Here is a 26,182-nt window from a genome sequence, read left to right as displayed (position 1 = left end):
TCAACGTAGCGAATTAAAATAAACGAAAATGGCTCAGGATTTTATTAAGGACTTGCAAGTAGAATTGCAGCCAGCGCGGCAGCAGCTGGTCGACCACTCGCTGTACTACAGCATCCGCTCGCTCGACGACCTGCGGGTGTTTATGGAATACCACGTGTTTGCAGTGTGGGATTTTATGTCGCTGCTCAAGGCTTTGCAGCGCGACCTTACCTGCACCACGCTGCCGTGGGTGCCCACCGGCAACCCCGCCACGCGCCGCCTCATCAACGAGATAGTGCTAGAGGAAGAAACCGACGTTGACCCCGAAGGCCGACCTACTAGCCACTTCGAGCTGTATTTACGCGCCATGCGCGAGTGCGGGGCCGATACCGCGCCCGCCGAGCGCCTGCTCGCCGCCCTAGGGGAGGGGGCCAGCGTACCCGCCGCCCTAGCCGCAGCTCAGGCCCCAGCGGCCGTACAGGAGTTTGTGAAGCAGACCTTTGCCGTGATTGCGGCTGGGCAGCCGCACGCCGTAGCGGCGGCTTTCACGTTTGGGCGCGAAGATGTTATCCCCGATATGTTTCGGCACCTAGTGACCGACCTAGGGCGGCGCTTCCCTGGCCAGCTCGACACATTCATTTATTACCTCAACCGCCATATCGAGCTTGATGAGGAAACCCACGCCCCACTAGCTCAGCAAATGGTGCGCGACCTCTGCGGCGCCGACCCAGCCCGCTGGCAGCAGGCCGCCGAAGTAGCCCAGCAAGGCATGGCTGCTCGCGTTTTGCTTTGGGATGGCATTCAGGCGGCGCTAACTCAAGAGCCGGCCACTGCGTAATTTTCGGTTATGAAAAAAGACCAGCGCCAGGGCGTGGTGTACTCTACCAACCCCGATTTTTCGTACCAAACCAGTGGCGATACCGAAGCGACCACGCTACCGCCTCAGCAACAGCAGCTGCGCGTGCAGCTCGATAAAAAGCAGCGTGGCGGCAAGCAGGTGACGCTCGTTACCGGCTTCGTGGGCCGTGATGAAGATTTACAGACCCTCGGGAAACTGCTCAAAACCAAGTGCGGTGTGGGCGGTAGCGCTAAAGACAGCGAGATAGTAGTCCAAGGTGACTTCCGCGCTAAAGTGCTGGAAGTGCTGTTGAAGGAAGGCTACAAAGCGAAGCAGATAGGCGGATAAGTTAGCGCTTAGCTAGTAGCTACTAATGGTTGATGCCGCACAACAACTCCCAAGCGGAGCATTGTGCGGCATCAACTATTAGTGGCTACTAGCTAAGCGTTATTCTTTCACCTGCTCTAGCGAACTTCCGCTGTTGAGGTCTTTCTCAATGCGGTTGGGGCTGCCAGCGTATTTCACCTGGCTGCCGCTGCTGAGGTCTACTTTCAGCACGTCGGTGGCACGCACGCTAGCTTCGGAGCCGCTGCTGAGGTCGACCGACGCATTAGTGGCGCGCAAGCCTAGGGCGTCGAGTGAGCTGGCGCTGGAGCCGTCTACCGACAACTCGTTGGCCGAGCCACTCAACTCGGCGTGAGCTGCACTGCTGAGGTCGATTTCGAGGTGCGGTACCTCGACAGCGAGGCGGGCAGAGGCAGCGCTAGAGGCGTTCACCCGCAAGTCTTCGTCGCGGAAGCCGCTTACGTCGGCTTGGCAGGCGGCGCTCAACTCGAGGTGGCGCAAGCGGGGTAGCGTCACAGTTACCAGTATCGGGTTGCGGTTGCTGCCTAAGGCCGAAAACAAGCCATTGTTGCGGCGGCCGCGGATGATGAGGCGCTCGCCCCGTACTTCGAGGCGCACGTCGTCGAGGTCGCTCGTGCGGCCAGCAGCTTCGGCCTTAAAGCCATCGCCCTGCCGCACCAGCACCCGAAACAGGCCAGCTGCTTCAATTTCACTGAATTCCTCACTGCCATTGAGCGTCTTGCGGCCAGTGCCGTAGTGGCCGGGGTCGGTGTTGAAGTTGGGGGTGCTAGTGCTGATGCGCACGGTAGGCTCGTTGCCATCGGTGTTTACGCGCAGCTTCATTTTGGTGCCATCAGCGTCGATGTCTACCACCTCGTCGCCGTCATTGTCGTTGTCAGCATCATCTTGGTCAACAGGCGGGCAGTTGAGGCAGGTAAACTTGCCCTCGCGGGTGAAGCGGGCGCGGTACGAGCGGTCGCCGTCGGTGTTGGGGCGATGGCCATCGGTGAAATCGTCATCGTTGAGGTGGTCTAGGAAGCGGGGCGTGAGGCGGTACACTTTATCAAGTGGCAAATACAAGGTCAGGCGCAGCTTCTGGTTGCGGTACGGCGCATTATCCTTGAGGCGCAAACCCTCGTCAAAGGTGATGGTCGAGTCGCGCTGGTCGATGTTGTACACCATCGTTTGCTGGGCCGTGAGGCGGGCGGCCTCTTCGGTGCGGCCGTTGGCCCGAAACTCCTGCTCGATGTAGGGAGCCTTGCCACTATCGGCGGGAGCCACATTCAGGTTCACCCATTCCATGCGGTCTTCCACATCGCGCGAGTCGAGTACGATGCCCCGGCCCGCCATTGCATCCAGGCGCACGGTCGTGTTATAAGTGCCTTTAGCCTGAAACTCGCGGGCCACTTGCAAAGCGGCTGCAGCCGAACCAGCTACCCCGAGCAGCCATAAACCTAGCAGCACTAGTCCCGTGTTGCGGCCCAGTATCCAGCGGCGCATTATCAGGCGCAGCCCCAGCAGTATCAGGCCAATGGCCGGAATGCTGGTGAGTAGGGCACCGGCAACCGCGCCCCACGGTGGCAGGTTGCGCACCACCGAGCCAAACTCATTGTCGAACATAAAGCCGTTGCTTGTGTGCTCTACGGCCGAGAAAGGAATGATGCTGAGGGCAGCACCTAGCATGGCCATCACGGCTACTAGCCACGAGCCACCCCAAAAAATCAGCCACAAGCCCACTAGCCAGCGGATAATGGTACCTAGGAAGGAGGCCGCTGGCTTGGCGCTACGCGCCGCCCCCTCTAGAAAAGTGCCTACCGAGCGGCTGCCGGCCGGCGTAGTAGCGTCGCCCTCAAAGGCGCTAGTACGCAAAGTGTTATCGATGCCCGAAAGCGTAACGGCATCGCCGCGCATCTGCATTTTTTCTGATACGGTGCGGGCCTCGGGCACTACTACCCACAGGATGAGGTAGATGATAAAGCCTGAGCCACCTAGGAACAAGCTCAGCAAGAATAGCACACGCACCAGCACTACATCGGTGCGGAAGTAGGCTGCCAGGCCAGCTGACACGCCACCTATCTTACCGGTATCTACATCGCGAAACAGCTTGCGGCCGGTGAGCGAGCCACCAAAATCGAGCGTATCGATGGGGGTGGGGGCGTCGTCGCGCTTAGGCAACACTATCCACAAGATGATATAGGCGATGAGCGCAATGCCGCCAAAATCGAAGCGGTGGCGGAATATGCCGGTGCCGGGAATATGGTCGTACACCCCAACCACATTGGGCAGTAGCACCAAGGCCAGAAAAATTAGCCGCACTACCAGCGGGTTTATCATGAAATACTGCGCCAGGCCAGCGCACACACCCGCAATTTTGCGGTGCGCTAGGTCGCGGTAGAGGCGGCGGGGCTGGCCATCGGCCGTGCCCTGGCCACTATAGGGAGGCGTAGCGCCGCCCGTGTAGCCGCGGCCAAAGCCGGCCGATTGGCCAGTGGCTGTAGGCTCGGCATAGGCCTCCTCGTCCTCGTCAGGCTCCGAGGCGAAGTCGCTCACGCGGCCCATCTTGGCAGTCATTTCCTCCACGTCGGTGAGGGTAATGACTTGTTTAACGGCCGAAAGGCGCGCCGAAAACAGTTCGGCAATGCGGCCCTCGATATCGGCCACTATCTCCTCGTGGCCCTGGTAGCTGGCAAAGTGCGCCTTCACCTCGTGGAGGTAGCGGCTAAGCACTTCGTAGCCATCATCTTCGATGTGGAAGATGATACCCTGCAAGTTGATGCTGATGTTCTTTTTCATGAGAAAGGCCGCAGGCGGCGAAGCGCGGCAGTTTTAAGCTGAAAGAGGTGGGGCGTAAAAGCAGGGTGACTAAGCTGGGCGGCGAGGCTGGCGAATGATGCCTACCGAGAGAGCCATTTCTTCCCAGGTTTGGCGCAGCTCTTCCAAAAACTGGCGGCCTGAGTCGGTGAGCGTGTAGTACTTGCGGGGTGGGCCGGAAGTCGATTCCTTCCAGACGTAGTCGAGCAGGGCGGCATTCTTGAGGCGCGTGAGTAGCGGGTAGAGCGTACCCTCCACCACTATCATGCGGGCTTGGGTGAGCTCCTCCAGCATGTCGCTGGCGTAGGCCTCCCCGCGGCCGATAATCTCCAGAATGCAGAATTCGAGGATGCCTTTGCGCATCTGCACCTGGGTGTTCTCTAGTTTCATGGGCGGTATGGGCTAGTAGTAGGTGAGGAACAGTACAAATGTAGTGCAGGTACTTTGTATTGCATAATACTTGGCGTAAAATTTTTTGTTTCGTTTCAGAAGAAATCGATTTAAAAATATTTTTTGCATTCAGTAACCTATTGCTCTGCAGCAAGAATTCTGGGAGGCGTAGTTAGAAAAGTTCAAGAAAATACTAGCTCACTACCGTCCTATCTATCCTTTAGCCACTAACTGACGAGCTAATCAGCGGAATGCGAGTTGCTTGTGCAAAGCTGGTGCTAGTAAGCTAGCACCGGGCAAGTAGCTACTCGCACTATCTGGCAGTAACTTGCGTTGGCGTGACAATTTTTTGGTCTTTATACCTACTATGCTAACATCTACTCTTGTTATTCGGTCTTGGCGCATGAAGTGGAGCCTAAGCTTGGGGCTGGCTCTGGCGGCCATAGCAGGCGCGCATGCTCAAACCAACACCCCTAAATACAGCAATGAGTTTATGAACCTAGGCGCTGGAGCGCGGTCCCTAGGTATGGGTAAAGTGCAAGTAAGCCTAGCTACCGATGCCACGGCTGGCTACTGGAATCCCGCCGCCCTCCCCAACCTACAGGCTCGTTACGATGGCGTGCTGATGCATTCCGAGCTGTTTTCGGGTGTCGTGAAAAATGACTATGCTGCCTTCGCCATGCCCCTAGACGACAAAACCGTGGTCGGTGCTACGCTGCTACGCTCGGGGGTCGATAACATTGCTGATACTCGGGCGCTCATCAACGAATATGGGCAGATTCAGTACGATAGAATCACGTACTTTTCAGTGGCTGATTATGCGCTGCTACTCAGCTACGCCCGCAAATTGGGCCCCGAGGGCCTAAGTGTTGGTGCCAACGCCAAGCTCATCTATCGCAATATTGGTTCGTATGCCAATGCCTATGGCTTTGGCATAGATGCTGGCGTGCAGTACAACCATGGCGGTTGGCGCCTTGGCCTGACGGCCCGCGATATCACAACAACCTTCAACGCCTGGAGCATCAACGCTGAGAATTTTAAGGCTACTACTATTAACGAAGCCATCCCTACAAACTCGACCGAGCTGACGCTTCCTAGGTTGGTAGTAGGGGTAGGCTATCAGTTTAAGTTGCCTGCCGATTTTACGGCCTTAGTGGCTACCGACCTAGAGGCCACTACCGATGGCCAGCGCAATACGCTCGTTTCGGCCAAGCCCGTGAGTATTGACCCACGGATAGGAGTCGAAGTGGGTTACCGTAACTTGGTATTCTTGCGTGGCGGCGCCGGCAACTACCAGAAAATAAGGGATTTTGGCAAGCAACAGCAGTGGAAAGGCCAGTATAGCCTAGGCGCTGGTGTGGCGTTTAGCGGCCTGCGCGTTGATTTGGCATTGTCGCGGCTGGCGCTCGACCAATCGTCCAGCGTCAATTCCTTAATTGTGAGCCTAGGCTACGGGTTTGGGAGCCGGGCGGGTGGCCTGCGCACCAGCAACTAAGCGCTATGCACCTAGGTCGGCCAGGAAGCCGCCATTTTATCTGCAACTCACTATTTCTATATCGCTGGCGCAGGCCGGCTTATCTAATTAAGCGATGACACAGCAGTACACCGCTGGTTGGCAAAATACCACTATACTACGGGGCTTAGGTAGAAGCTTGCTCATCGTGCTGGGCGTGCTATTAAGCATTGGCGCGCGTGCACAGTCGGGCCCCTACGGCAACGAATGGATAGTGGCGGGCCAACCCTACTACAAGTTGAAAGTGTGGCGCGATGGCATCTACCGCCTCGACTACAATTATTTGCGTAGTCTCAATGCCGCGGGCGTGGCCCCCACGCAGTTTCAACTCTGGCGGCGTGGTAAAGAGGTAGCCCTGTACCAAGGGGGCAACCAGGCCACGCTCGATGCCACGAGCTACCTAGAGTTTTATGGCCAGCGCAATGATGGCAAGCTAGACCGCGAGTTCTATAAAAATCCTGCCGACCAAGCTCACCAGTACTATAGCTTCTATACGGATACGGCTACCTACTTCATTACCTGGGGTAGCCGGGCTGGCAAGCGCGTGGCGCAGCCAGCGGCGGCTGGTGGCACGCCCCATGCCTGGCGCCTCCAAACGTCGCTAAAGCTGGTAGTAGGCGGCTATGTGCAAGGGCCTACAGAAGGTACTGCCCATATGCCGTGGCTGGAGAGCAGCGAGGGGTTCTTTTCTGGCACGACGGGTGACTTTTCGGTGCGCACCGACAGCCTGCTGCGAGCTCTGCCCACGCAGGGTGGAACCCCTGCTATCAAAGCCGAGGTGTGCCTAGTAGGCGGCAGCGTACCTAGCGGTAATGGTGGCACCGCCGGCCTGCATATAACTAGTGTGCGTGTCGTGCCGCCGACTGGAGCTCAGCGAGAAGTGGGAGTAATGAGGTTTCAGAATTACAATCCTATTCGCGGTAGCTACGCTATTCGGCCCGAAGACGTTAATAACGGCACGGTTGAGATGCATTGCGTAGCACTCAATCAGCGCCCAGCAGCGCCCTATGACGTATGGCGCTATGCTTACCTGAAAGTAACGGCGCCGCAGCAAAGCGTGTGGTTTAGTGACCGCCGCACCATGTGGTTTCAAAACGATTCGCTGTTAGCTGGGCCTGCTACTTACGAGCTTGATAATGTACCGGCTACGGTAGTTGGCTACGATGTGCAGGACCCTTGGAATGTACAGCGTGTGGCACCTACGGCCGCCCAAACGATGGGTGGCACCGCCCGTCGCTTTGTATTCCCAGGAGCCACAGAGCAGAGTACGCACCGCCTGCTGCTAGCTGATGCCAACGCGTGGCTAGTACCTGCGGCGGCGCAGCGTATCACCTTCCGGCCGATAGACCCGGCCAAGCCAAACTTTGTCATCATCACTCACCCGCAGCTGATGAAAGCCGCTGGCAGCGCGCCTAACGCCGCCCGGGCCTACGCCAACTATCGTGCTTCAGTGGCTGGTGGTCGCTACGATACCCTAATGGTAACGGCCCCTCAGCTATATGACCAGTTTCATTACGGTGAGCGGTCGGTGATGGCCCTCCGCCATTTTGCGCTCTGGCTAGTAGGCTCATCGCCCGCCACGCAAATCAAATACCTGCTGCTACTAGGTAAAGGCCTGGGCCCCGGCACGCAGCCCGGCCAAGATTACATTCTGGAGGGTGGGGGCATTGTGGCGGCCAGAACCAGCCGAATTTTGGGCGAGCAAGGTATAGATTTGGTGCCGGTTTCGACCGCTTCTACGTCGGACAATTTTCTTTCTAGCGACTGGCCTAACAACAACTTTGTGGCGCGCATGCCCACTGGCCGCGTGCCGGCTATCAGCCCGCAAGAGGTGATGAACTACCTGGCCAAGCTGCAGCAGCACGAAGAAAAGCTAACTACCTACAGCCCGACCGACCCTCAAACTTGGCGCAAAAATGTGGTACACCTAGCAGGGGGCGCCACCAGTGATGAATTCCGGGAGTTTGCAGGTTATCTCGATGGCTATGCTCGCCGAGTGCCGCGGCCGCTGCTAGGAGGCAAGGTTACCACGTTCCGTAAAAACACGACAAATCAGTTTATTGTCCCACTCAACATCTCGACGGAGCTGAACACTGGCTTAGCAGCCATTACTTACTTTGGCCACGGTGCGCTCAACTACTTTAATCTAGATATTGGCAACATTGATGATGCTTCCAACGGTTATCAGAATGTGGGACGTTACCCCATTTTGATGTACAACGGCTGCATCGCGGGCGATTTTGCCTTTAATACACGCATTTTTGGCATTAGCTGGCTATTAGCGCCGCAAAAGGGTTCTATCGGCATGCTTTCGCAGGCGTGCGAATCGTATGCTTATCTGCTCGACCCCGTGCAGGATAAGATGTACGAACTGTTGTTCAACAATGCGACGTGGTTTGGTCAACCCGTGACGCAGGTGTACAACGAAGTAGTGCGCCAAATGCAAACCAAGGCGGCTTTCCAATCGGTGGTAGGCCAAGAGCAACTGCTGAGCACCACTTGGCAGGGCGACCCTGCTCTGCGCCTCTACGCGCCGGCTAAACCCGACTTTATTACCAGCAATGCCACTTTGTCGCTAGCGCCAGCGCCGGGGGCCTCGGCTATTACACCTACTGCGCCCTTTGTGCTGCGGGTAGGTGTAAGCAACCCCGCCCGCATTACCACAGATGCAGTTGAAATCAGGGTGACGCGCACGTACCGGCCGGGTGGGGGCCGGGCGGCCGAGGTGCTGACCCAAACTTTCCGCCAGGCGTGGGCCCGCGATACGACTTACACTATTACACTAGGTAACACGGGCGATGTGTATGGCGACAATACCTTCAAGGTAGAGCTGGACTACGCCAACAAAGTGGCTGAACTCGATGAAACCAACAATGCGGCTACCATCACCTATTCATTCCTGAAAGGTGGAATGACATTAGTTACGCCCACTGAATTTGCGATTGTGAGCACCAACCTGCCTCTGCTCGTAGCGCAAAACAACGATGCTACGGCCGCTGTGCGAGGCTACGACTTTCAGGTCGATACCGTGGCTACCTTTAACAGCGGTGCCCTTAAGCAGGCGCTCAATCTTTCGGGACCGGCCGTAGTGAGCTGGCAGCCGCCGACGCTGGTGGGGGCGCGCCCCGACTCGGTAGTGTGGTACTGGCGGGTGCGTTTCAGCCAACCCGCGGCAGGCGAAGACCCCAACTGGCAGCAGTCATCTTTCCGCATTATTTCGGGTGCTGTAGCGGGTGGTTGGTCGCAGAGCCATCATGCGCAGTTTCAGCGTGACCAACTACAAAATGTAACCGTTGCCGCGCCAACTGGACGCTGGAGCTTTGCCGACCAGCGTCAGCCAGTGGCACTCTTCACAGTAGGCGGGGGCGGTGTTGGGTCTGGCAGTACTTTCAACATCGGCAATGGATATGGTATTCGGACTGATGTGACGGTGCCCCCCTACCTAGGCGACTGCGGTACCGACTCACCTAACCTACTGCTGGTAGCCCTGGATGGCCACACGCTCAAGCGCGTGGCCGTGCCCGGCGGCCCGTATAGCACTTGCGGCCCGAACGACCAGCTGTTCTATCATTTTGGTAGCACCAGTGGCGATACCCTCGACAACCTGAACAATAGCGCAGCGCGTCAGCAACAGCTCGTAACGTTCCTCAACAACGTACCCGATGGTGCTTATGTGGCGCTCGTTAGCATGAACCGTTTGCGCTACGCAGCCTTCCCGGCCAGCGTGCGCACAGCACTCACTAAGCTGCTGGGCAGCCAGCTTGCTGCCAGTGGGCAGCTGCGCAATGGCGAGCCCTGGGTATTGCTGGCAAAAAAGATGGCTACGGGCGGCAACCTCGTGCGTGAGCAAGGCCCCGACCGTACCCTAGCCCAGCCCAGCTACAACCAGCTAGTGAGCCTTGTGGATACAGTACTCGCCCCCGGTCAAGGTGGTAGGGTGCTGAGCACCCGCATCGGCCCCGCGCAGGAATGGCAAACGCTTTTCAACGTTATTAAGCGCGAAAACACTACTTCGGATTATACCCTGCGCGTGCTCGGCGTTGATGCCAGCAACGCCACTACCGAACTGGCTCCTGATGTTAAAACCAAGTCATATAGCCTGACATCGGTGGCGGCTGCCAAGTACCCGTACTTACAGCTCGAAGTAACCCTGCGTGACTCGGTGAACCGGGTGCCGCCTCAACTGCGGCAGTGGCTCGTGGCTTATAAAGGCTTGCCCGAGGGTACAGTGCGGCGCGACTTAGTATCCAGCGCTAGCTATGACCCCGCCACTCTAGCTGGCCAGGCCACTAATTATGGAAAGATTGCATTCCCGGTAGTGTTCCAGAATATTGGCGGTATCGATTTTGGCGCCCCGCTTACCACACGCATCGACTTGCTCAATGCCAGCGGCGTTTCGGTGAAGTCGGCCACCTTCACGGCTCCTAGCATTCTCAAAGCTGGCGAAAGCATGACCGTGCAAATAAGCCTAGACGTGGTCGGAGTATTTGGCACCCTCACGCCGGTAGTAACGGTGAACCCGGTGACCAATCGCCAGCCCGAACTGTATTTCTTCAATAATACGCTCACGCTGGCTCCCTACACCATCAGTGATGGCAACGTGCCACCTACGCTCGACGTGGCCGTGGATGGTCGACACCTGCTCAACGGTGACTTGGTGTCGCCGACACCGGTTGTCAGCATTCAGCTTAAGGACGAAGACAAGCTGCGGCATATTAAGGATGCTTCGGCTTTCACAGTGCTGCTCCAAAAGCCCGGCCAGACGACCCCCACGCTGATAAATACCTTAGGCAACTCAGAAATTCAATTTACCATCGATTCGACCTCGCAGGCGGGCTCAGTGGCGCGTCTCGACTTCCAGCCGGGCAAAACGACGCCGCTCGAAAACGGTATCTATACGCTGCAAGTGCAGGGCCGCGACCGCTCGGGCAATGCTGCTGGCACGCAGACCTACCAGATTAAGTTTGAAGTGGTAAAGGAATCGACAATCACCAACGTGTTCCCTTATCCTAATCCCGTCACAAGTAAAGCCCGCTTTGTATTCACAGTAACGGGCCAAGAGCTGCCACGCGACATGAAAATTCAAATTATGACACTGACTGGCAGAGTGGTGCGCGAAATTTTCATGAGTGAGCTGGGGCCACTGCACATTGGTAATAACATCACGGACTACGCCTGGGACGGTACCGACCAGTACGGCGACCGCCTAGCCAATGGCACGTACCTCTACCGAGTTTCGCTCAACGACCCGAATGGACAGTTCAGCCAGCGCGCTACAGCCGGCGACAAAGCCTTCCAGAAAGACTGGGGCAAACTCGTGCTGCTGCGGTAGTAATAAGAGTAAGTGATACGAAAAAGGCTCGTCTAATTTTATTAGACGAGCCTTTTTCGTATCACTTACTCTTACCTGCGCCGTAGCGTTACGAAACTATAAGCCACGGCGTGGCGGTCGTCGGCGGGGTATCGATGGCGGGTTTCCTCGCGCCACTCGGTGGGCGAAAGGGTAGGGAAAAAAGTGTCGCCATCGGCCACGGTAGTATGCACCTCGGTAAGGTGCACTACAGCGGCGCCAGGCAAGGCTTGGCGGTAGATTTCGCCCCCGCCAATAACGCAGATTTCATCGCCCCCTGGCTGGCCAGCCGCCAGTGCTAGCGCCTCGGGCAGCGAGTGCGCCACGAGCACCCCCGCTGGCGCCGACCAGCCAGGATGACTCGTAAGCACAATATTGGTCCGTCCCGGAAGTGGCCGCCCAATGCTGTCGAATGTGCGCCGACCCATTATAATAGGATGCCCCAGGGTAAGGTCTTTAAAGTGCTTGAGGTCGGCGGGTAGGTGCCAGGGCAGTTGGCCCTGGCGGCCGATAACACCATTTTCGGCGGCGGCTACGATAAGAGAAACCATCTAAATCAAGGAGCAATTAATGATGATGAGCTAAGAGCAGTAGGTACCCTGCTGTGAGTACTAAGCGGCTCAATGCCCATGGTAGTACCTAGAAGGTTAGCTTGGTGCCGCGCAAAAACTCTTCTACACTCATCCGTTTTTTACCTTCTAACTGCACCTCCAGCAGCTTGAGCCAGCCGTTGCTGGTAGTCACTCCGAGCGACTGCCGGCCATCGGTGGACCAGGTGCCAGCCTGCGTATCGGAGGCCGCATCGACCGCCTCTGCGCGAAATACCTTCAGGCTCCGTCCATCGGGCAAAGCGGTGTAGGCAGCGGGCGCTGGGCTAAGACCGCGGATTTGGTTGACCAGCTCAGCAGCCGAGCGGCTGAAGTCGAGCCGGCCGGTTTCCTTGGTGAGTTTAGGCGCAGGGCGTAGGCCATCGGGTGCGGTGGGCTGGGGCGTGCTGGGTGCTGTGCCGGCCGCAATGGCCGCTACCGTGCGGGCCGCCAACTGGGCACCTAGGACCTTTAGCTTGTCGTAGACCGACCCAAAGTCATCGTCAGGGGTGATGGCCAATTTCTCCTGCAAAATCAAGTCGCCAGTATCAATCTCGTGGCGAAGAAAAAAGCTCGTAACACCCGTTTCCTGGTCGCCGTGCATCAGAGCCCAGTTGATGGGGGCCGCGCCCCGGTATTGCGGCAGCAATGAGCCGTGGATGTTAACTGAGCCCAGACGGGGCATATTCCATACTGCCTCGGGCAGCATCCGGAAGGCCACTACCACCTGCAAGTCGGCGGCGTAGCTACGCAGCTCTTCTTGGAAGCCAGAGTCCTTCAAATTGGTAGGCTGTAGCACCGGTAGGCTGTGAGCTAGGGCCGCTTGCTTCACGGCGGAGGCCTGTAATTGCCGCCCGCGGCCAGCAGGCCGGTCGGGACCCGTGACGACGGCCACTACCCGCGCTTCGGGCAGCGCCAGCAAAGTTTCGAGGGTAGGCACGGCAAAATCGGGCGTGCCCATGAAGATGAGACGGAGCGGAGTAGACATAGGGAATCGGGAGCGCCCGCCAGCAACCTAGGCCATCCGAGCGCGGCGCGAAAGTAACCAGCCTGCCTCCAATGCCACCTAGGTGCCGGCCAGGCTGGCTTTGCTATACAGTCGGTTTTATACCTGGTGCTGCGCGCTATGTAGCTTAGTAGTAGCTTTCTGGCCTATCGCTCGGGATATAGCAGGTACTTTTTGCGCAATGCCTTATAGCGCCCTAGGGCCGGCTGCCAGCTAGCCCGGATGCTAGCCTCCGAGCGGCCCGCGATAACCTGTGCCCGCAACGAGTCGGTGCCGGCCAGCTGCTCGAAGTATTTAGTGAAGAAGTGCTCCTTGTCAGTGCTCTGCCGATAGAAGTCAAGCAAATACTTCAGCGTGAAAAACTCGGCGGGCTCTTGGGCGGCGGGCTGGTGCAGGTCGAGGCCATAGCAGAGCTGGCCGTTTAGGGGTGGAGTGGGGGAGCCCGCATTGGGGCGGGGTGTGAATAGGTAGGGTCGGCTGGCGGGCTGCGTGGGCCCGCCAATTACCTCAAACGGCCGCTCGGTGCCACGGCCTACGCTCACGTTGGTGCCCTCAAATAAACAAATACTAGGGTACAGCGCCACGGCACGCGCCGTAGGCAGGTTGGGCGAAGGACGCACAGGCAAGGCGTAAGGCTGGGCATGGGTGTAGCGCCCGGTCATCGGCACCACCTTCAGCGCGCACTGGCGACCATTGGCCAGCCACTTTTCGCCGTTCAGCATCTTAGCCAATTCGGCCACCGTGAGGCCGTGGCAGATAGGCAGCGGGTCGAGGCCCACGAAAGACCGATGCTTGGGGTCGAGCACTGGGCCATCGACCACTGCGCCGTTAGGGTTAGGGCGGTCGAGCACTACCACAGTTTTGCCTTGCTCGGCGGCGGCCTCCATCACGTAGTGCAGCGTACTGATGAAGGTATAAAAGCGCGTACCTACGTCTTGTATATCAAATACCAGCATGTCGACATCGGCCAGCATCTCAGGCGTTGGTTTCTTGGTCTTTCCATATAAGGAGCGCACCAAAATGCTAGTGCGAGCGTCGCGCCCGTCGGCAATAGTAGCGCCATCGGCCGCCTCGCCCCGAAACCCGTGCTCAGGAGCAAAAATGGCCGTCAGGTTTACGCCCCGGCTTTTAAGCGTATCGACTAGGTGGGTGCGCCCTACCAGCGAGGTTTGGTTGACAACCAAGCCTACTCGCTTGCCTTGCAGCCAAGGTAGGTAGGCAGGCAACTGGGCAGCACCCACCTGAATGGTGGGCCCCGCATCGGGCCGGGCCATCGGCGGCAGGTCGTTGCGGTGAGTTAACATTCCCAAACCGAGGGCACCTAGGAAGCTGGCACCGGCCAAAATGCGCGTTATCATACTTCAAAACTACACCTCTCTGGCGTCCGGCCGCCGCCCAACGCCAGCCCGGCCGTAGCTTTACGCCCGCTAGTGAACATTGCCCGCTACATATCAAGCAAGATGGACGGGGCCGACGTCGGCTCCTTCACCCATTCGGTCACCCGCATTGCCACGGTGAGCATTGCCCTGGGCATTGCCGTGATGTTGGTGTCATTTTCTATCCTGCAGGGCTTCCGCGAGCAAATCCAGGGTAAAATATTCTCGTTTGGCGCCCACATTCAGCTTTCGCGCTACGACAATACCAACTCGCTTGAAGTGGCCCCGCTTTCCGAGCCTGACCTGCGCCAGCGCCTAGGTGCCTATCGCCAGGTGGTGTCGGTGCAGCCCTTCGCTCGCAAAACGGCCATCATTAAAACTACCGACGAGGTGCTCGGCGTGGTGCTCAAAGGCATTAACGAGAAGCATGGCCCAAACTCGATGCGCCAAAATATGGTGGATGGTAAGTTTATCACCTTCACCGACACGGCGGCCAGCCCCGACATTGTCGTGTCGCGCAAGGTGGCTGACAAGCTGCGGCTGAAAGTGGGCAGCGAGGCGCTGTTTTACTTCATTCAGCAGCCACCTAGGGTGCGTAAATTTCGGGTATCGGGCATCTACCAGACCGGCCTAGATGAGTTTGATGAGGTATATGTACTCGGCGACCTGCGCCAAGTGCAGGAACTGAATGCCTGGCCCGACTCACTAGTAGGCGGGCTAGAGGTGCGCCTACGTGACTTCAAACAACTCGACCGCACCTTCGATCAGTTTTATGAGGAGCTGCCCTACGAGGTACGCGTAGAGAAAGTGACCGACCAGTATGCGCAGCTCTTTGATTGGTTGCAATTGCTCAATCGCAACGTTATTATCTTCTTAGTGCTCATCATCTTCGTGGCTACCTTTAACATGGTTGCTACCATTTTCATCATGATTCTGGAGCGCACCAAGATGATAGGCATTTTGAAGGCCCTAGGGGCGAGCGACAACCAGATTCGAGAAATGTTTTTCTTCCGAGGCGTGTCCATTACATTGCGCGGCTTGCTCATTGGCAATGCCGTAGCGTTGGGCTTCTGCGCGTTGCAATACTATTTCAGACTTATCCCTCTCGACCCCGAAAACTATTACATGGACCGCGTGCCCATTGCCTGGGACCCTACCATGATGATACTGCTCAACGTGGCTACGCTGGTAGCTTCGGGCTTGGCCGTGCTTATTCCTACGTACCTCATTGCCCGCATCAAGCCCATGGTGGCCATCCGATTTGACTAGCGGCGGGCAAGAAAACTGCTCAGTTGGCGTTGTGCTAGCTACGGCCCCGGCTAGTCCCATTGTTCAGCTGGTTGCGCGGTAAAAAGCCCGTGTTAGCCGATGAGAATTGGGGTAAAAGCGGGTTGCGCCGTACCTTGCAGGGCTTTAGGTCAGCCCCATTTTTACTTTTTACTTCGAGCTAACGCAACCACTTTGCCCGCTGGCTTACTCTTAAGCGCAATCCATTACTTTTTTTACATGAAAAACTTTTCGTTGCGGGCAGGCCGTTTCCTGACCCTGGCGCTCCTTCTCGTCGGCCTTGGGCTGAGCAGCTGCAAAAAGGATGACACGACTACCACAGTAACTGGTAACTGGACGGCCGGCAACTCCTTTCCAGGAGTAACGCGCAGTGGCTCCGTAAGTTTCATTATCAACGGTATCGCCTACGTAGGCACGGGTAACGATGTAAGCAGCGTCCGTCTCAAAGACTTCTATGCTTTCGACCCCGCCAAGGGTAGCTGGACCCAGCTAACGCCTATGCCTGCCGCTGCGCCGGCTCGCTACATGGCTGCTGCTTTTGCCGCTAACAACAAAGGCTACGTAGGCACCGGTTTTGCCCAAGATGGTACTTACCTCAGCGACTTTTGGCAGTTTGACCCTGCCACGCCGACCGTGACCAGCACTACGACCAACGGCACCACGACCACGACCACAACCATCGGTACCTGGACGCGCATTAAGGACTTCCCGCTGACCACCACTGGTACTGGCCGCCGCGGCGCTGTGGCTGGTAGCGTAGGCAATGTAGGCTACGTAGGCTGCGGCTTCGGCGGCAACTACGAGAAAGACATGTATAAGTACGACGCGGCCACCAACTCGTGGACCGATATCGGCTTCCCCGGTAACAAGCGTGTAAACGCCTCGGCCTTTACGCTCAACAACGTGATGTACATGGGCTTCGGTACCAGCAATAACACGACCGATACGCAGTTTTGGGCTTTTGACCCCGCATCGAGCACCTGGACTCCGAAGCGTAGCCTAGCTAACATCAGCAACTCGACTGGAAGCTACGATTACAGCGGGGTAGCCCGTACCCAGACGGCAACTTTTGCTGTCAATAACAAGGGTTATGTAACGGTAGGCAACAATGGCAGCAACCTACTGACCTGCTACGAGTACGACCCAGCAGCTGATAACTGGACCCTAAAGAACCCATTCACGGGCTCGGGCCGTTCGCTGCCCGTGGCATTTGGCATTGGCAACACGGGCTACGTAGGCCTAGGGGCTACGGGCGCTACAGCATTCGACGATTTCTGGAATTTTGACCCGAATGCTGCGCAACAATAAGCCTGCTAGTTTCTCGGCGCCAGTAGTACTGGCTACCGGGTGGCAACGGCTACTGCTGGGGCTGAGCTTGCTGCTGGTAGCAGCGGCCTGCTCCAGCACGCCCGGCAATATTGGCGTCGGCCTGCCCAGCGCTGATGCCAATACGGGCGCCTATTTGGTAGACACACTCACTGTTCGTGCTTCGACGGTACTGCGCGATTCCATCATTACTTCTTCGTCGAACCTGTTACTGGTGGGGCGCTACCGCGACCCACAGCTAGGTACTATCACGGCTAAGAGCTACGTAACGATGAGCTTGCCGAGCAACTTCACGCCCAGCCAAACCCAGGTGCTCGACTCGCTGGTACTGGTGCTGAAGCCCAATACCTACCGCTACGGTGACACAACCAAGACGCAGACACTGGTTGATGTGCATCGCTTGAACTCGTTTGTGCCTTCTTCACAGTACGGTTATGCCTCGCCCAAGCTTACCCCAATGAGCAGCCGAGTGCGGGCCGAGTCGGTGAACGACCCTAACCGGGTAGTAGTGCGCCGGGCACGCCCCAACCTTTCGACGTTACGCGTACGGTTGCTAAGCACCTTCGGCCAGGAACTGTTGGATGCGGGCAAATCGCGGCAGCTCACTAGCCAAGAGCAACTAGACGCCCGGTTTCCTGGGCTCGCAATACTGCCCGGTGCTACCGACGAAGCTGCATTGGTACAGTTTACGGCAAATAGTGAGACGGCGGCACTCGTACTCTATTACCACGAGTTGGCTGACCCTGCTACGGTACTTAATTACTCATTTGCTTTGAGCACTGGACGGCACTTTTACCAAGCTGAGGCCGACCGCTCGGTTACCGCAGGCTTAGGTGCCCTTACCACGTCGCTACAGGCACTTCCTTCCGCGCTTACCACGCAGCAGACCTACATTCAGGGGCTTTTGGGATTACAAACCAAAATTGAAATTCCTTACCTCACTAACCTGCGTAATTTCGGACGGAATATCATTGTTACGAGCGCGGTGATGACGGCGCAAGAGCCGGATAATACTTCAGGTATACGCAATAACCTCGCTCCACCAGCAAGGTTGAGCTTGTACAGAAGCAACCGGAGCAATCAACCTGTTGCCTTAGTGCAAAATACTCGGTTGGAAAGTGATGTTTCTGCTAGTGGCACTCCTACCACGTTCGACTACAGAACGGATGTAGCTAATCTGGCAGGGATTAATCAAGCGGGTTACCGCTGGTCTGTGCTTGAGTATTGCAAAGATGTGATAAATGGAACGGTGCCCAATGAGGGCTTACTTCTCAACACGATAACGCCGGCCACGCCTGAGCGGGTAGTGTTAGGTGGACCCAACCGCGCCAATAATAAGCTGCAACTGCGCCTATACCTCATCAGCAACAATTAGCATCAGCTAAGTTGCCCCTAGGGTGCTCTCAGAACTGCCTCGGACGTAAATGTTCGAGGCAGTTTTTATTTATACTAAGCCACTTAGAAAAGAAGCGTAAAAAAATACTGGTTACGGCGGTGGCGGGCGGTACTTTCGGCTGGGTTTTACTGTTAAGCTACCGTGCCCGATTTGCTTCCGACCCCCGCCCACCGCCCCGACCTGCTGCGCGTATCCTACGACGACTACCGGGCTCTGCCCGCCATTGCCAACTCCGACTTGTCTCGCTTGCGCGATGCCCTTGACGGTCGGCCCCCGCGCACCGACTCAGGCTCGGGCGCGCTGAGCTTTGGTACGGCTTTTCACACGGCGCTCCTTGAGCCCGATGACTACCGCGCCGGGCAGCCCGGCCTCAACGATACCCTCGTTTGGTGGCTGGTGGAGGGCGTGAAGCTGAATACCGAGCTCAACCAACTGCTTGCCCAAGGGCTCACCGAGCGCAGTGCCCTCTTCACGGAGCCTACCACGGGCACGCTCTGTAAGCTGCGTGCCGACCTTGTGCTCGACCAGCCCGGCCAGCCTTACACGGTTATCGATTTTAAAACCACACTGGCCCGCGATGCCGACCACTTCCGTTGGCAGTGTTCGGCCTACGATTATGACCGCCAGGCTGCCTTCTATACCGATGCCCTGCGAGCTGAGCGCTTCTTGCTGGTGGGCGTGCAAAAGGTCGAGCCCTTCGGTGTTTTTCCACTCGAAGTACCGGCCGAGATGCTAGCCGAAGGCCGCCGCAAATACATGAACCTGCTTAAGCTATTGCAAGCCCCAGCTACAGCGCCCGCCTACCGGGCCGCGGCGGTACAAGCCGCCGTGGCGGCCCTAGGTCTATAGCCGAGCCTAGGGAAGCAGCTCACTGGTTAGAGAGTATGTTGGTCCCGGCTAGTTAGCGCCCGCAGCAGCGCTTTCAGGCTTGCGGGGTCAGCTAGCTGCGGCAGTAAGTAGCCTAGGTAATCTAACTCGGCTCGCAAATCTCGCTTAAGTTGGCGCAGGCGGGTGCGCTGTTGTTTCTCGGTGCCGCTCCATGGCGCAGTAGTGTCGGTCCATTGTGCCGCTGTAAGCTCTTTTGCCAACTGCGCTTGCTGCTGGGCTAAGGCTTGGGTATAGCGTTGCAGCAAAGTTTCTGTTTCGGCGGTAGGTGAGCTGGTAGCAGGCGCGTCAGCCAATAGTGTCAGTAAGGTGGCTAGGTCGTTGGCAGCATAGGCGGCTGTGATACGCTGCATCAACTCGGTTTGCGCCCGTTGAGTAGGCTCGTCGGCCTGAGCCGCACGGTCGGGGTGATGCAGGCGAGCTAGTTGGCGGTAGGCTGCCTTGGTATTTTGGAGCAACGCTTGGTCTTCAGTATCGACAGCTTGGGCTTTTGCAGCACGGGCGGCTTGCGCCCGTTGTTGCCGCCGGGCACGAGCGGCCGTCGCGGCCCGCTCATGAGGAAGCAAGGGAGGAGCATTGGTATCGGTAGCTTCTGCTTCTAGAGGTGGCTCTGTTGGCGCCGGTGCTGGAGCATAGCGATTGATGATGGTTGCTTCGTCTTCGCCAAACCGTTCTTGCAGGCTGCGGGCATTCTGCAACAGCAACTCGGTGACTTGTTGCAGTTCGGCCCGGCTTAGATAGCCATCCAGCAACGCATTTTCTAAAGGAGCGTATAGTGCCCGCCGTGCCTCCACGGTAGCCGCTGCGAGGGGACCAACTTGCCGCCAATAAGCCTGGCGCGTGGCCGCTTGGGTTGCACGCAGAGTATGTAGTTGCCCACGGAGCTCTTCCACCGCTTCAATGGCTTGCCGGAAAGCCTGTTGCGTCGGGGTGCTGGTTGGCTCTGTGGCTGTAATGCGTTCGGGCAGCGGTCGGCGTAGGGGAAGCGAAGAGTCAGCCATCAAAACAAAAGTAATTGGCAGTAGAAATACGTCTCTTATTCTATTGGGATATTATTCGAAGCATTTACTTTGCTGAATGCGAATAGTTAATTGATTTATTAATTCATGATTTGGAAACACTAATCCTAATTTAAAAAATAATTAAAATAATTTTTTAAATTAGTTGGATATATAAAAATTGTTCGCCTACCTTTGTCACACTAAACCACCACAGCCATGTATCACCTCACACTCAGCCGCCGGAATTCGGATAAGATGCAGCCAGAAAGGCTGCCGCTGCTCGGTACATGTGCCTGCCTCTAACCCTAGGTTAGAACTGCCACTGCCCGAGCCTCTAAGCTCGGGTTTTTTTGTGTTTAGCCGGTTAGTCAACCGCTTATCCCTCTTGCCCGATGCCATCTATCCACTTCAATTACCCGTTGCAGCAGCTTTCGAGCCAGCCCCTACGCGGTTGGAGTAAGCGGCACGGCCACGTTTTTTCTTTGCGATTTAAGCGTCACTAATTAGTGACGTAACTGCATACTGAAAAAGCCTGGCCCCTACAAGCCGGGCTTTTTTTGTAATTGCTAAACGAATAAAAAGCTATTTTATTCGACGGGAAAAGTATTGCCATTGCAATTCAAAAATAATTGCCCGTTGAATTAATTGATTGCCTATTCATCATCTCTACTTCCACCCACCATGCGCTTCAACTTTAATTTTCGCAAAGCGCCGCCGGCTCCCGTTCGCAACCACGAAGGCGCACCCGCTTACGTGCTCACACCAGCCTTAGAGCTATATGCCGCTGTAGCTACAGCTGCCCTTAGCGACCAGTTCTACGAAACTGCCGACACCCGCCTGGTCCGCTTGCGCGAACTGGTGGCGAAGAATGAGCCGCAGTTCGTAGCCCGCTTAGCGGTGTATGCCCGCGAGCAGTTGTACTTGCGCTCGGTGCCGCTGGTGCTGGCCGTGGAACTGGCGCGCATCCACCGGGGCGACAACTTGGTGAGCCGCCTGGTGGCGCGGGTGGTGCAGCGGGCCGATGAAATTCCAGAGCTTTTGGCCTTCTACGCCCAGGCCAACGGCCGCAACGGAACCAAGACCCTAGGGCGGCTATCCAAACAGGTGCAACACGGCTTAGCCTTAGCCTTCAATAAGTTTGACGCCTACCAGCTAGCCAAGTACAACCGCGACGGGGCTGTGCGCTTGCGCGATGCCTTGTTCTTAGTGCACCCCAAGCCGCGCGATGAAGGCCAGCAGGCGGTGTTCGACCAGTTGGTGGCCGGTACCCTGCCCACGCCCTACACTTGGGAAACCGAGCTTTCGGCGGCCGGGCAGGTCGACTACGCCTCGCCCGCCGAGCGCCAGGCTGCCGTAGCCCACACCTGGGAAACCCTCGTCACCAGCGGTCGTCTCGGCTACATGGCCTTGCTGCGCAACTTGCGCAACTTGCTGGAGGCCAAGGTAAGTGCAGAGGTGTTGGCTCACGCTTGCGCCACCTTGGCCAACCCCAGCCAGGTAGCTCGCGCCAAGCAATTGCCTTTCCGCTTTTTGGCCGCTTACCGCGAGGTGCTGGCCCTAGGTGCCGGCGCGGCGCCCCCAGTGCTGGCAGCGCTCGAAGCGGCCATCTCGGCCAGCGTGGCCAACCTGCGCGGCTTCGACGGCAACACCCGCGTGGTGGTGGCCTGCGACGTGTCGGGCTCGATGCAGCAGCCTATTTCGCCGCGCAGCAAAGTACTGCTCTACGACGTAGGCCTGGTACTGGGCATGTTGCTGCAAAGCCGCTGCCAGCACGTTGTCACCGGCATCTTCGGCAATACCTGGAAGCGCATCGCCTTACCCCAGGGCCAAGTGTTGCGCAACGTGCAGGAGCTATACCGCCGCGAGGGCGAGGTGGGGTACTCCACCAATGGTTACCTCGTGATTCAGGACTTGCGCCAACGCCGCGAGGTGGTCGATAAAGTTATGATTTTCACTGACTGCCAGCTGTGGAGCGGCCGGGGCGTCGAGGTAGCTCAGGAATGGGCCGCCTACCGCGCCAACGTAGCCCCGCAGGCCCGCTTGTACCTCTTCGACCTAGCTGGGCACGGCCCTACTCCGCTCGATGTGCGCGCCGAGCACGGCGTGGCCCTCATTGCCGGCTGGTCCGATAAAGTATTTGACGTGCTGGCAGCCCTCGAAAACGGCGGCGACGCCCTCACCGAAATCCAGAAAATAGAGCTGTAACCTAAGCTGAACGGTCGGGCAATCAAGCGGAACCCCCGGCCGCCACATAAGTAGCTGCTAGTAGCGGCTTTAGGCTGACAACTAGCAAGTAACAACTGACAACCATTATCATGAACCGCGACTACCGCCAACAACTGGCCCGCGAAACCCTGGCTGCTCTCGAAAACGGCTGTTACAATGGCCCCGCCGGCCGCATCGAGTTTGCGGCCGCCCAGCGGGCCACTGAGGCGGGCAGCCGCCTCTACCGGCCAGCCGATGCGGCCGACCTGCTGCGCGAGCTAACCTGGCCCGCCGGCCCGCTGGCCGATGTGCGGGTGCAAAACGCCACCACACTCGAAGCCGCCACACAGTTGGCGGCCGAGTTTGGCAGGGTAGGGGTGCTGAATTTTGCCTCAGCTCGCAATCCTGGCGGCGGCTTCCTAGGTGGCAGCCAAGCCCAGGAAGAAAGCCTGGCCCGGTCGTCGGGACTGTACCCGTGCCTCACGCAGTTTGCGGAGATGTACACCTATAACAGTCTGCCTACCAGTACGGCGCTTTACAGCGACTACCTCATCTACTCGCCTAGCGTGCCTGTGCTGCGCACCGATGACGGCCAATGGCGGCCCCAGCCGCTACTGCTCGACATCATCACGGCTCCGGCCGTGAATGCTGGTGCGCTAGCTCGCAACGCGCCTCACCTGCTACCTCAACTGGTGCCCACCATGCGCCAGCGGGTGCGGCTGGTGCTGGCCACTGCCGCCCGCCACGGTGTGGAGGCGTTGGTGCTCGGCGCCTGGGGCTGCGGCGTCTTCGCCAACGAACCGGCGCAGGTGGCCCTGCTCTTTGCCGAGGCGCTGGCTGACCCGGCCATTCGGGGCCGTTTTCGGTGCATAGCCTTCGCCATTTTTGACCCTAAGCCGCCGCACGCCGTGCTGCGCGCTTTTGAAGAAGCCCTTGATTGCAAAGAATTGGCAGCATAATTGTACCACCTTCTAAACGAGCATTTTCTATGCTACACAACTTAGGCAAACGGCTGACCTCTTAAGGACAGCCGCTGGCCGGAACGGACTACCGCTGGGGCCTCGCTGCCCCAGCGGCCCGTTCCACACCTAGGGCCAACTCCTTCTCTTACAGGTGCCGTTAGGCTGGCGCTACTTCGTGGTCGGTTTCGGGTGCTACTGCGGTAGGGCCTGCGGGTTCGAGTCCCGGCGCTAGCCTTGGCTAGCGGCAAACAACGCGCTGGCTGCCCGTTGCCCTGTATTCTTACTCGCTGCCGGGTGTCGTAGCCAGGCGTTCCTTCGGGTTATAAGTTCGATTCTTATCTCGGCCGCCACTTGTCAAACTGGCTGAGTAGCTCAACGGTAGAGTAGCAGTCGCAGGCAACTTATTACCCCGGCAGCTTGAGAGGTATTGACCTTAAAAATCTCTTTCTGACGTGAAAACAATTTTTTTACGCTGCGCTTGAGTAGCAACTTATAAAACGAGTGCCGTAGGCGAGCCTTGCTTCGATTGCGATTCGCCGGGTCGCGGGTTCGAGCCCCGCCGCTAGTAGCTTCGGCAGCTAGTGTAGCTCAGTTGGTTAGAGCAGGATGGCTCGCCGCCTGTCGCCTCGTTTTCCCTTTTGTTTGGGTGCCGTAGCCCGGCCATACTTCGCACTTTTAATGCCCAGGTCGCAGGTTCGAGTCCTGCCGGTGGCTGCTCCGGCAGCGGCTGTAGCTCAGCTTGGTAGAGCAGGATATGGAGGCCGGGCGCTTATTGCCCCAAACTAAAAATCAAAACCCAGTGCCGTAGGCTGGCGCTCCTTCGCTTGGTGAAATCTGACTGTAAATCAGAGTTGGGGTTCGACTCCCCGTTCCGAGGCCCCGGCCTCGGGAATGCCGCCGACCGCTTGTTGCCTGGGTTGCTTTTTGAATTTTTTACTACTTAAGCTGGTGCCGTAGCAGGGCCTTACTTCGTTTCGGGACGACGGGATTGCGGGTTCGAATCCCGCTCGCTGGACTGATGTAGCAGCAATTTCCAGCGGTAGCTTAAAATGGCAAAGCACGTATTGGCAGGCTTTGCGCTTGTTGCCCAGCTTATTAGTAGCTGAAGTGGATGCCGTAGCGCAGCGCTACTTCTGAATGCCATGGCCTACCAGGTTGCCGCAGGTTCGAATTCTGCCCGTGCCTGACGGCGCGGTGGCTGAGTGACCGAAAGCTGAATTGTCACCCTAGGTCACTACTCATTTATTACCCCATTTACTGGGTTTTAACTTATTGTATCACGCTGGCTAGCAGCTGGCTAAAAGCCTACTTCATCATGCGAAACGACATTGCCCCGACCGCCTCGATTATGCTTTTCTCGCGTCTCTCACCCCCCTAAGCCGGCCGCCCCTGGGCCGCGCCGGCCCTGCATTTATGGCAAACCGACACAAACCTTTACCCTGGCGCGTGCGCGTGGCCCAGGCCGCCGATGTGGCCCTGGCCCAGCGCCCCACTTGGGAAAAATGGCCGCTGCCGCGTCAAATCAATTTTCTATTTTCGGCCGAAGGCGAAACCGAAATCAGTCGCTTGGCCCAGCCGCATTCCTTATTGGCCGCGCTGCATCGCCACCTAGGTGGCCGCTCGGCCAACGAGCAATGGCGCATCGGGCACTTGCTGCGCCAGTTGGCCCTGCGCAGCACCGTGCTTTTCTCACGCCCCGAACTGGCGCCGGCCCTCGTGCAGCTAGGCCTACACTTCCACCGCCGCCGGCGCGAGCTAGACGACTGGCAGCCGCCTTCGAAAAACGCCTTCCGGCAACTCGACAGCCTGGTGCGCCACCTCTTCGATGGCTTTGGCGATGTGCCGGCCTGGGTGCGCCACCGCTGGGGCCAGTCCCCCGACCAGCGCAACGACCTCTGCCTAAGTGCCCTGCTAGTGCACCTAGGTAGCGGCCAGCCCCTGCGCAGCTTTGTAGGGTTGCCAGTGCACCTCAGCAAGCGGCAAGCGCATCTGATGCAGCAGGCCCCAGCCGGCTGCACCTTCCACGAGGCTTACCGCTATGCCCAGCTGGCCGAGCGCGGGGCGCCCGAGTACCTAGGCGTGATGCTGGCCTCGCCGCTGGGCCGCCTGCCCATTGGTGCCGACGATGAGTTGTACCTGGCCGTGCTCGACCTCTTTCGGGCCGAGCCGGAGGTAGACGCCTGGCAGTTTGGGCCGGTGTGCGACTACGTGCGCCTGCGGCGCTATCAAGGCACGCCCACCGAGCCGGCCCAGCCTGGTTTTTCGGTACGCGGCCGCACACTGGCCTCGCTGCTGGCGGGCACGGCCCGCTGGCAACGTAGCCTCGGCCGCACCCGTGCCAACCCGCACTTCAACCAGTTGCTCAATACGACCTGGCCGGGCTTGCCGGTGCCGGGTTTCGTGGGCGGCACGGGCGACTGGGTATGCATCCGACAGCTGCTAAGCTACCCCGAGCTGCTCGAAGAAGGCCAACAGATGCAGCATTGCGTGGCGTCGTTTATGCACCGCTGCGTGCGCGGCCAGGCGGGTATCTACTCGCTCACCCTGGGCGGGGCCCGCAAGCTCACGCTGCAACTGTCGCCCGAGCGGCGGCTGGTGCAGGTGCGCGGCAAGTACAACCGCTCTCCCACTGCCGAGGAAAGCGGCTGGGTGCTCAGCTGGCTGCGGCAAGAGGGCATCAGCGCCATCGACCGTGTATGGGACCAGTACTACGCCCTGGCATAACGCCGTCTCAACTATATCAAACTAAAAACCAGCCGGATGCCGTAGGCCCGCGCTACTCCGACCTGTCCCGTCGGGCCTGCCTAGGCCCGTTGCGCGGGCCGCTTATCGCTCCGGCTTTTCATTAATGGTTAATTGTCAAGGGTTAATGGTTCATTCATCAGCCAGTTCCACTAGTCATTAACCATTACTAACTAACCATTA

At 57.9% G+C, this 26,182-nt stretch carries 17 protein-coding genes; 11 read left to right on the top strand and 6 right to left on the bottom strand.

Annotated features, from left to right (window positions below; genetic code table 11):
* The first annotated feature begins 28 nt into the window (after window positions 1-28).
* Window positions 29-817, top strand: a complete 789-nt coding sequence (locus FNT36_RS03985; protein ID WP_144844583.1) for a DUF3050 domain-containing protein — start codon at window positions 29-31, stop codon at window positions 815-817.
* A gap of 9 nt (window positions 818-826) precedes the next feature.
* On the top strand, window positions 827-1,165 hold the full coding sequence (locus FNT36_RS03980; protein ID WP_144844581.1) for a translation initiation factor: 339 nt from the start codon (window positions 827-829) through the stop codon (window positions 1,163-1,165).
* 99 nt (window positions 1,166-1,264) lie between these two features.
* On the opposite strand, the gene FNT36_RS03975 is transcribed toward FNT36_RS03980, so the two are convergent.
* Together FNT36_RS03975 and FNT36_RS03970 are read right to left on the bottom strand one after the other, a co-directional pair.
* On the bottom strand, window positions 1,265-3,955 hold the full coding sequence (locus tag FNT36_RS03975) for a GIN domain-containing protein (protein WP_144844579.1): 2,691 nt from the start codon (window positions 3,953-3,955) through the stop codon (window positions 1,265-1,267).
* 69 nt (window positions 3,956-4,024) lie between these two features.
* Window positions 4,025-4,363 carry a PadR family transcriptional regulator gene (locus FNT36_RS03970; protein WP_144844577.1) on the bottom strand — a complete coding sequence of 113 codons (339 nt, stop codon included), beginning with the start codon at window positions 4,361-4,363 and terminating at the stop codon, window positions 4,025-4,027.
* A gap of 367 nt (window positions 4,364-4,730) precedes the next feature.
* On the opposite strand from FNT36_RS03970, the gene FNT36_RS03965 reads away from it, so the two are divergent.
* Both FNT36_RS03965 and porU2 read left to right on the top strand, forming a co-directional pair.
* Window positions 4,731-5,858, top strand: coding sequence for a putative type IX sorting system protein PorV2 (locus FNT36_RS03965; protein ID WP_233635665.1), 1,128 nt, complete (start codon window positions 4,731-4,733; stop codon window positions 5,856-5,858).
* A gap of 94 nt (window positions 5,859-5,952) precedes the next feature.
* Window positions 5,953-11,208, top strand: a complete 5,256-nt coding sequence (gene porU2, locus FNT36_RS03960; protein ID WP_144844575.1) for a putative type IX secretion system sortase PorU2 — start codon at window positions 5,953-5,955, stop codon at window positions 11,206-11,208.
* A 71-nt stretch (window positions 11,209-11,279) separates the two neighbouring features.
* Here porU2 and FNT36_RS03955 read toward each other — a convergent pair whose 3' ends face one another.
* From FNT36_RS03955 to FNT36_RS03945, 3 genes are all read right to left on the bottom strand, one after another.
* Entirely contained in the window at window positions 11,280-11,777 is a 498-nt protein-coding gene (locus FNT36_RS03955) for a dihydrofolate reductase (RefSeq protein ID WP_144844573.1), read from the bottom strand.
* Between the two features lie 88 nt (window positions 11,778-11,865).
* Window positions 11,866-12,801 carry a methionyl-tRNA formyltransferase gene (gene fmt / locus FNT36_RS03950; protein ID WP_144844571.1) on the bottom strand — a complete coding sequence of 312 codons (936 nt, stop codon included), beginning with the start codon at window positions 12,799-12,801 and terminating at the stop codon, window positions 11,866-11,868.
* A gap of 164 nt (window positions 12,802-12,965) precedes the next feature.
* Window positions 12,966-14,177 (bottom strand): exo-beta-N-acetylmuramidase NamZ family protein, encoded by a 1,212-nt coding sequence (locus FNT36_RS03945; RefSeq protein ID WP_144844569.1) that lies wholly within the window; start codon window positions 14,175-14,177, stop codon window positions 12,966-12,968.
* 72 nt (window positions 14,178-14,249) lie between these two features.
* On the opposite strand from FNT36_RS03945, the gene FNT36_RS03940 reads away from it, so the two are divergent.
* From FNT36_RS03940 to FNT36_RS03925, 4 genes are all read left to right on the top strand, one after another.
* Window positions 14,250-15,464, top strand: a complete 1,215-nt coding sequence (locus tag FNT36_RS03940; protein ID WP_233635664.1) for an ABC transporter permease — start codon at window positions 14,250-14,252, stop codon at window positions 15,462-15,464.
* 237 nt (window positions 15,465-15,701) lie between these two features.
* On the top strand, window positions 15,702-16,790 hold the full coding sequence (locus FNT36_RS03935; RefSeq protein ID WP_233635663.1) for a Kelch repeat-containing protein: 1,089 nt from the start codon (window positions 15,702-15,704) through the stop codon (window positions 16,788-16,790).
* On the top strand, window positions 16,774-18,183 hold the full coding sequence (locus FNT36_RS03930) for a DUF4270 family protein (protein ID WP_144844565.1): 1,410 nt from the start codon (window positions 16,774-16,776) through the stop codon (window positions 18,181-18,183). Before FNT36_RS03935 ends, FNT36_RS03930 begins: the two co-directional genes overlap by 17 nt.
* A 162-nt stretch (window positions 18,184-18,345) precedes the next feature.
* The gene (locus FNT36_RS03925) at window positions 18,346-19,053 is read left to right on the top strand and encodes a PD-(D/E)XK nuclease-like domain-containing protein (protein WP_144844563.1); all 708 of its coding nucleotides are present in this window, start codon (window positions 18,346-18,348) and stop codon (window positions 19,051-19,053) included.
* A 26-nt stretch (window positions 19,054-19,079) separates the two neighbouring features.
* Here the strand turns inward: FNT36_RS03925 and FNT36_RS03920 are convergent, their stop codons facing one another.
* Entirely contained in the window at window positions 19,080-20,090 is a 1,011-nt protein-coding gene (locus tag FNT36_RS03920) for a J domain-containing protein (protein WP_144844561.1), read from the bottom strand.
* A 681-nt stretch (window positions 20,091-20,771) separates the two neighbouring features.
* Between FNT36_RS03920 and FNT36_RS03915 the strand changes: the two genes are divergently transcribed.
* The 3 genes from FNT36_RS03915 (at window position 20,772) to FNT36_RS03905 (ending at window position 25,981) form a co-directional block, all read left to right on the top strand.
* Window positions 20,772-22,295 (top strand): TROVE domain-containing protein, encoded by a 1,524-nt coding sequence (locus FNT36_RS03915; RefSeq protein WP_144844559.1) that lies wholly within the window; start codon window positions 20,772-20,774, stop codon window positions 22,293-22,295.
* A gap of 110 nt (window positions 22,296-22,405) precedes the next feature.
* Window positions 22,406-23,254 carry a TIGR02452 family protein gene (locus tag FNT36_RS03910; protein WP_144844557.1) on the top strand — a complete coding sequence of 283 codons (849 nt, stop codon included), beginning with the start codon at window positions 22,406-22,408 and terminating at the stop codon, window positions 23,252-23,254.
* Window positions 23,255-24,670: 1,416 nt separating this feature from the next.
* On the top strand, window positions 24,671-25,981 hold the full coding sequence (locus FNT36_RS03905; protein ID WP_144844555.1) for a PcfJ domain-containing protein: 1,311 nt from the start codon (window positions 24,671-24,673) through the stop codon (window positions 25,979-25,981).
* Window positions 25,982-26,182 lie beyond the last annotated feature (201 nt).

The organism is Hymenobacter setariae (genome assembly GCF_007713685.1).
GTDB classification, from domain to species: Bacteria; Bacteroidota; Bacteroidia; order Cytophagales; family Hymenobacteraceae; genus Hymenobacter; species Hymenobacter setariae.
This window is presented reverse-complemented; position numbering and strand designations above follow the sequence as displayed.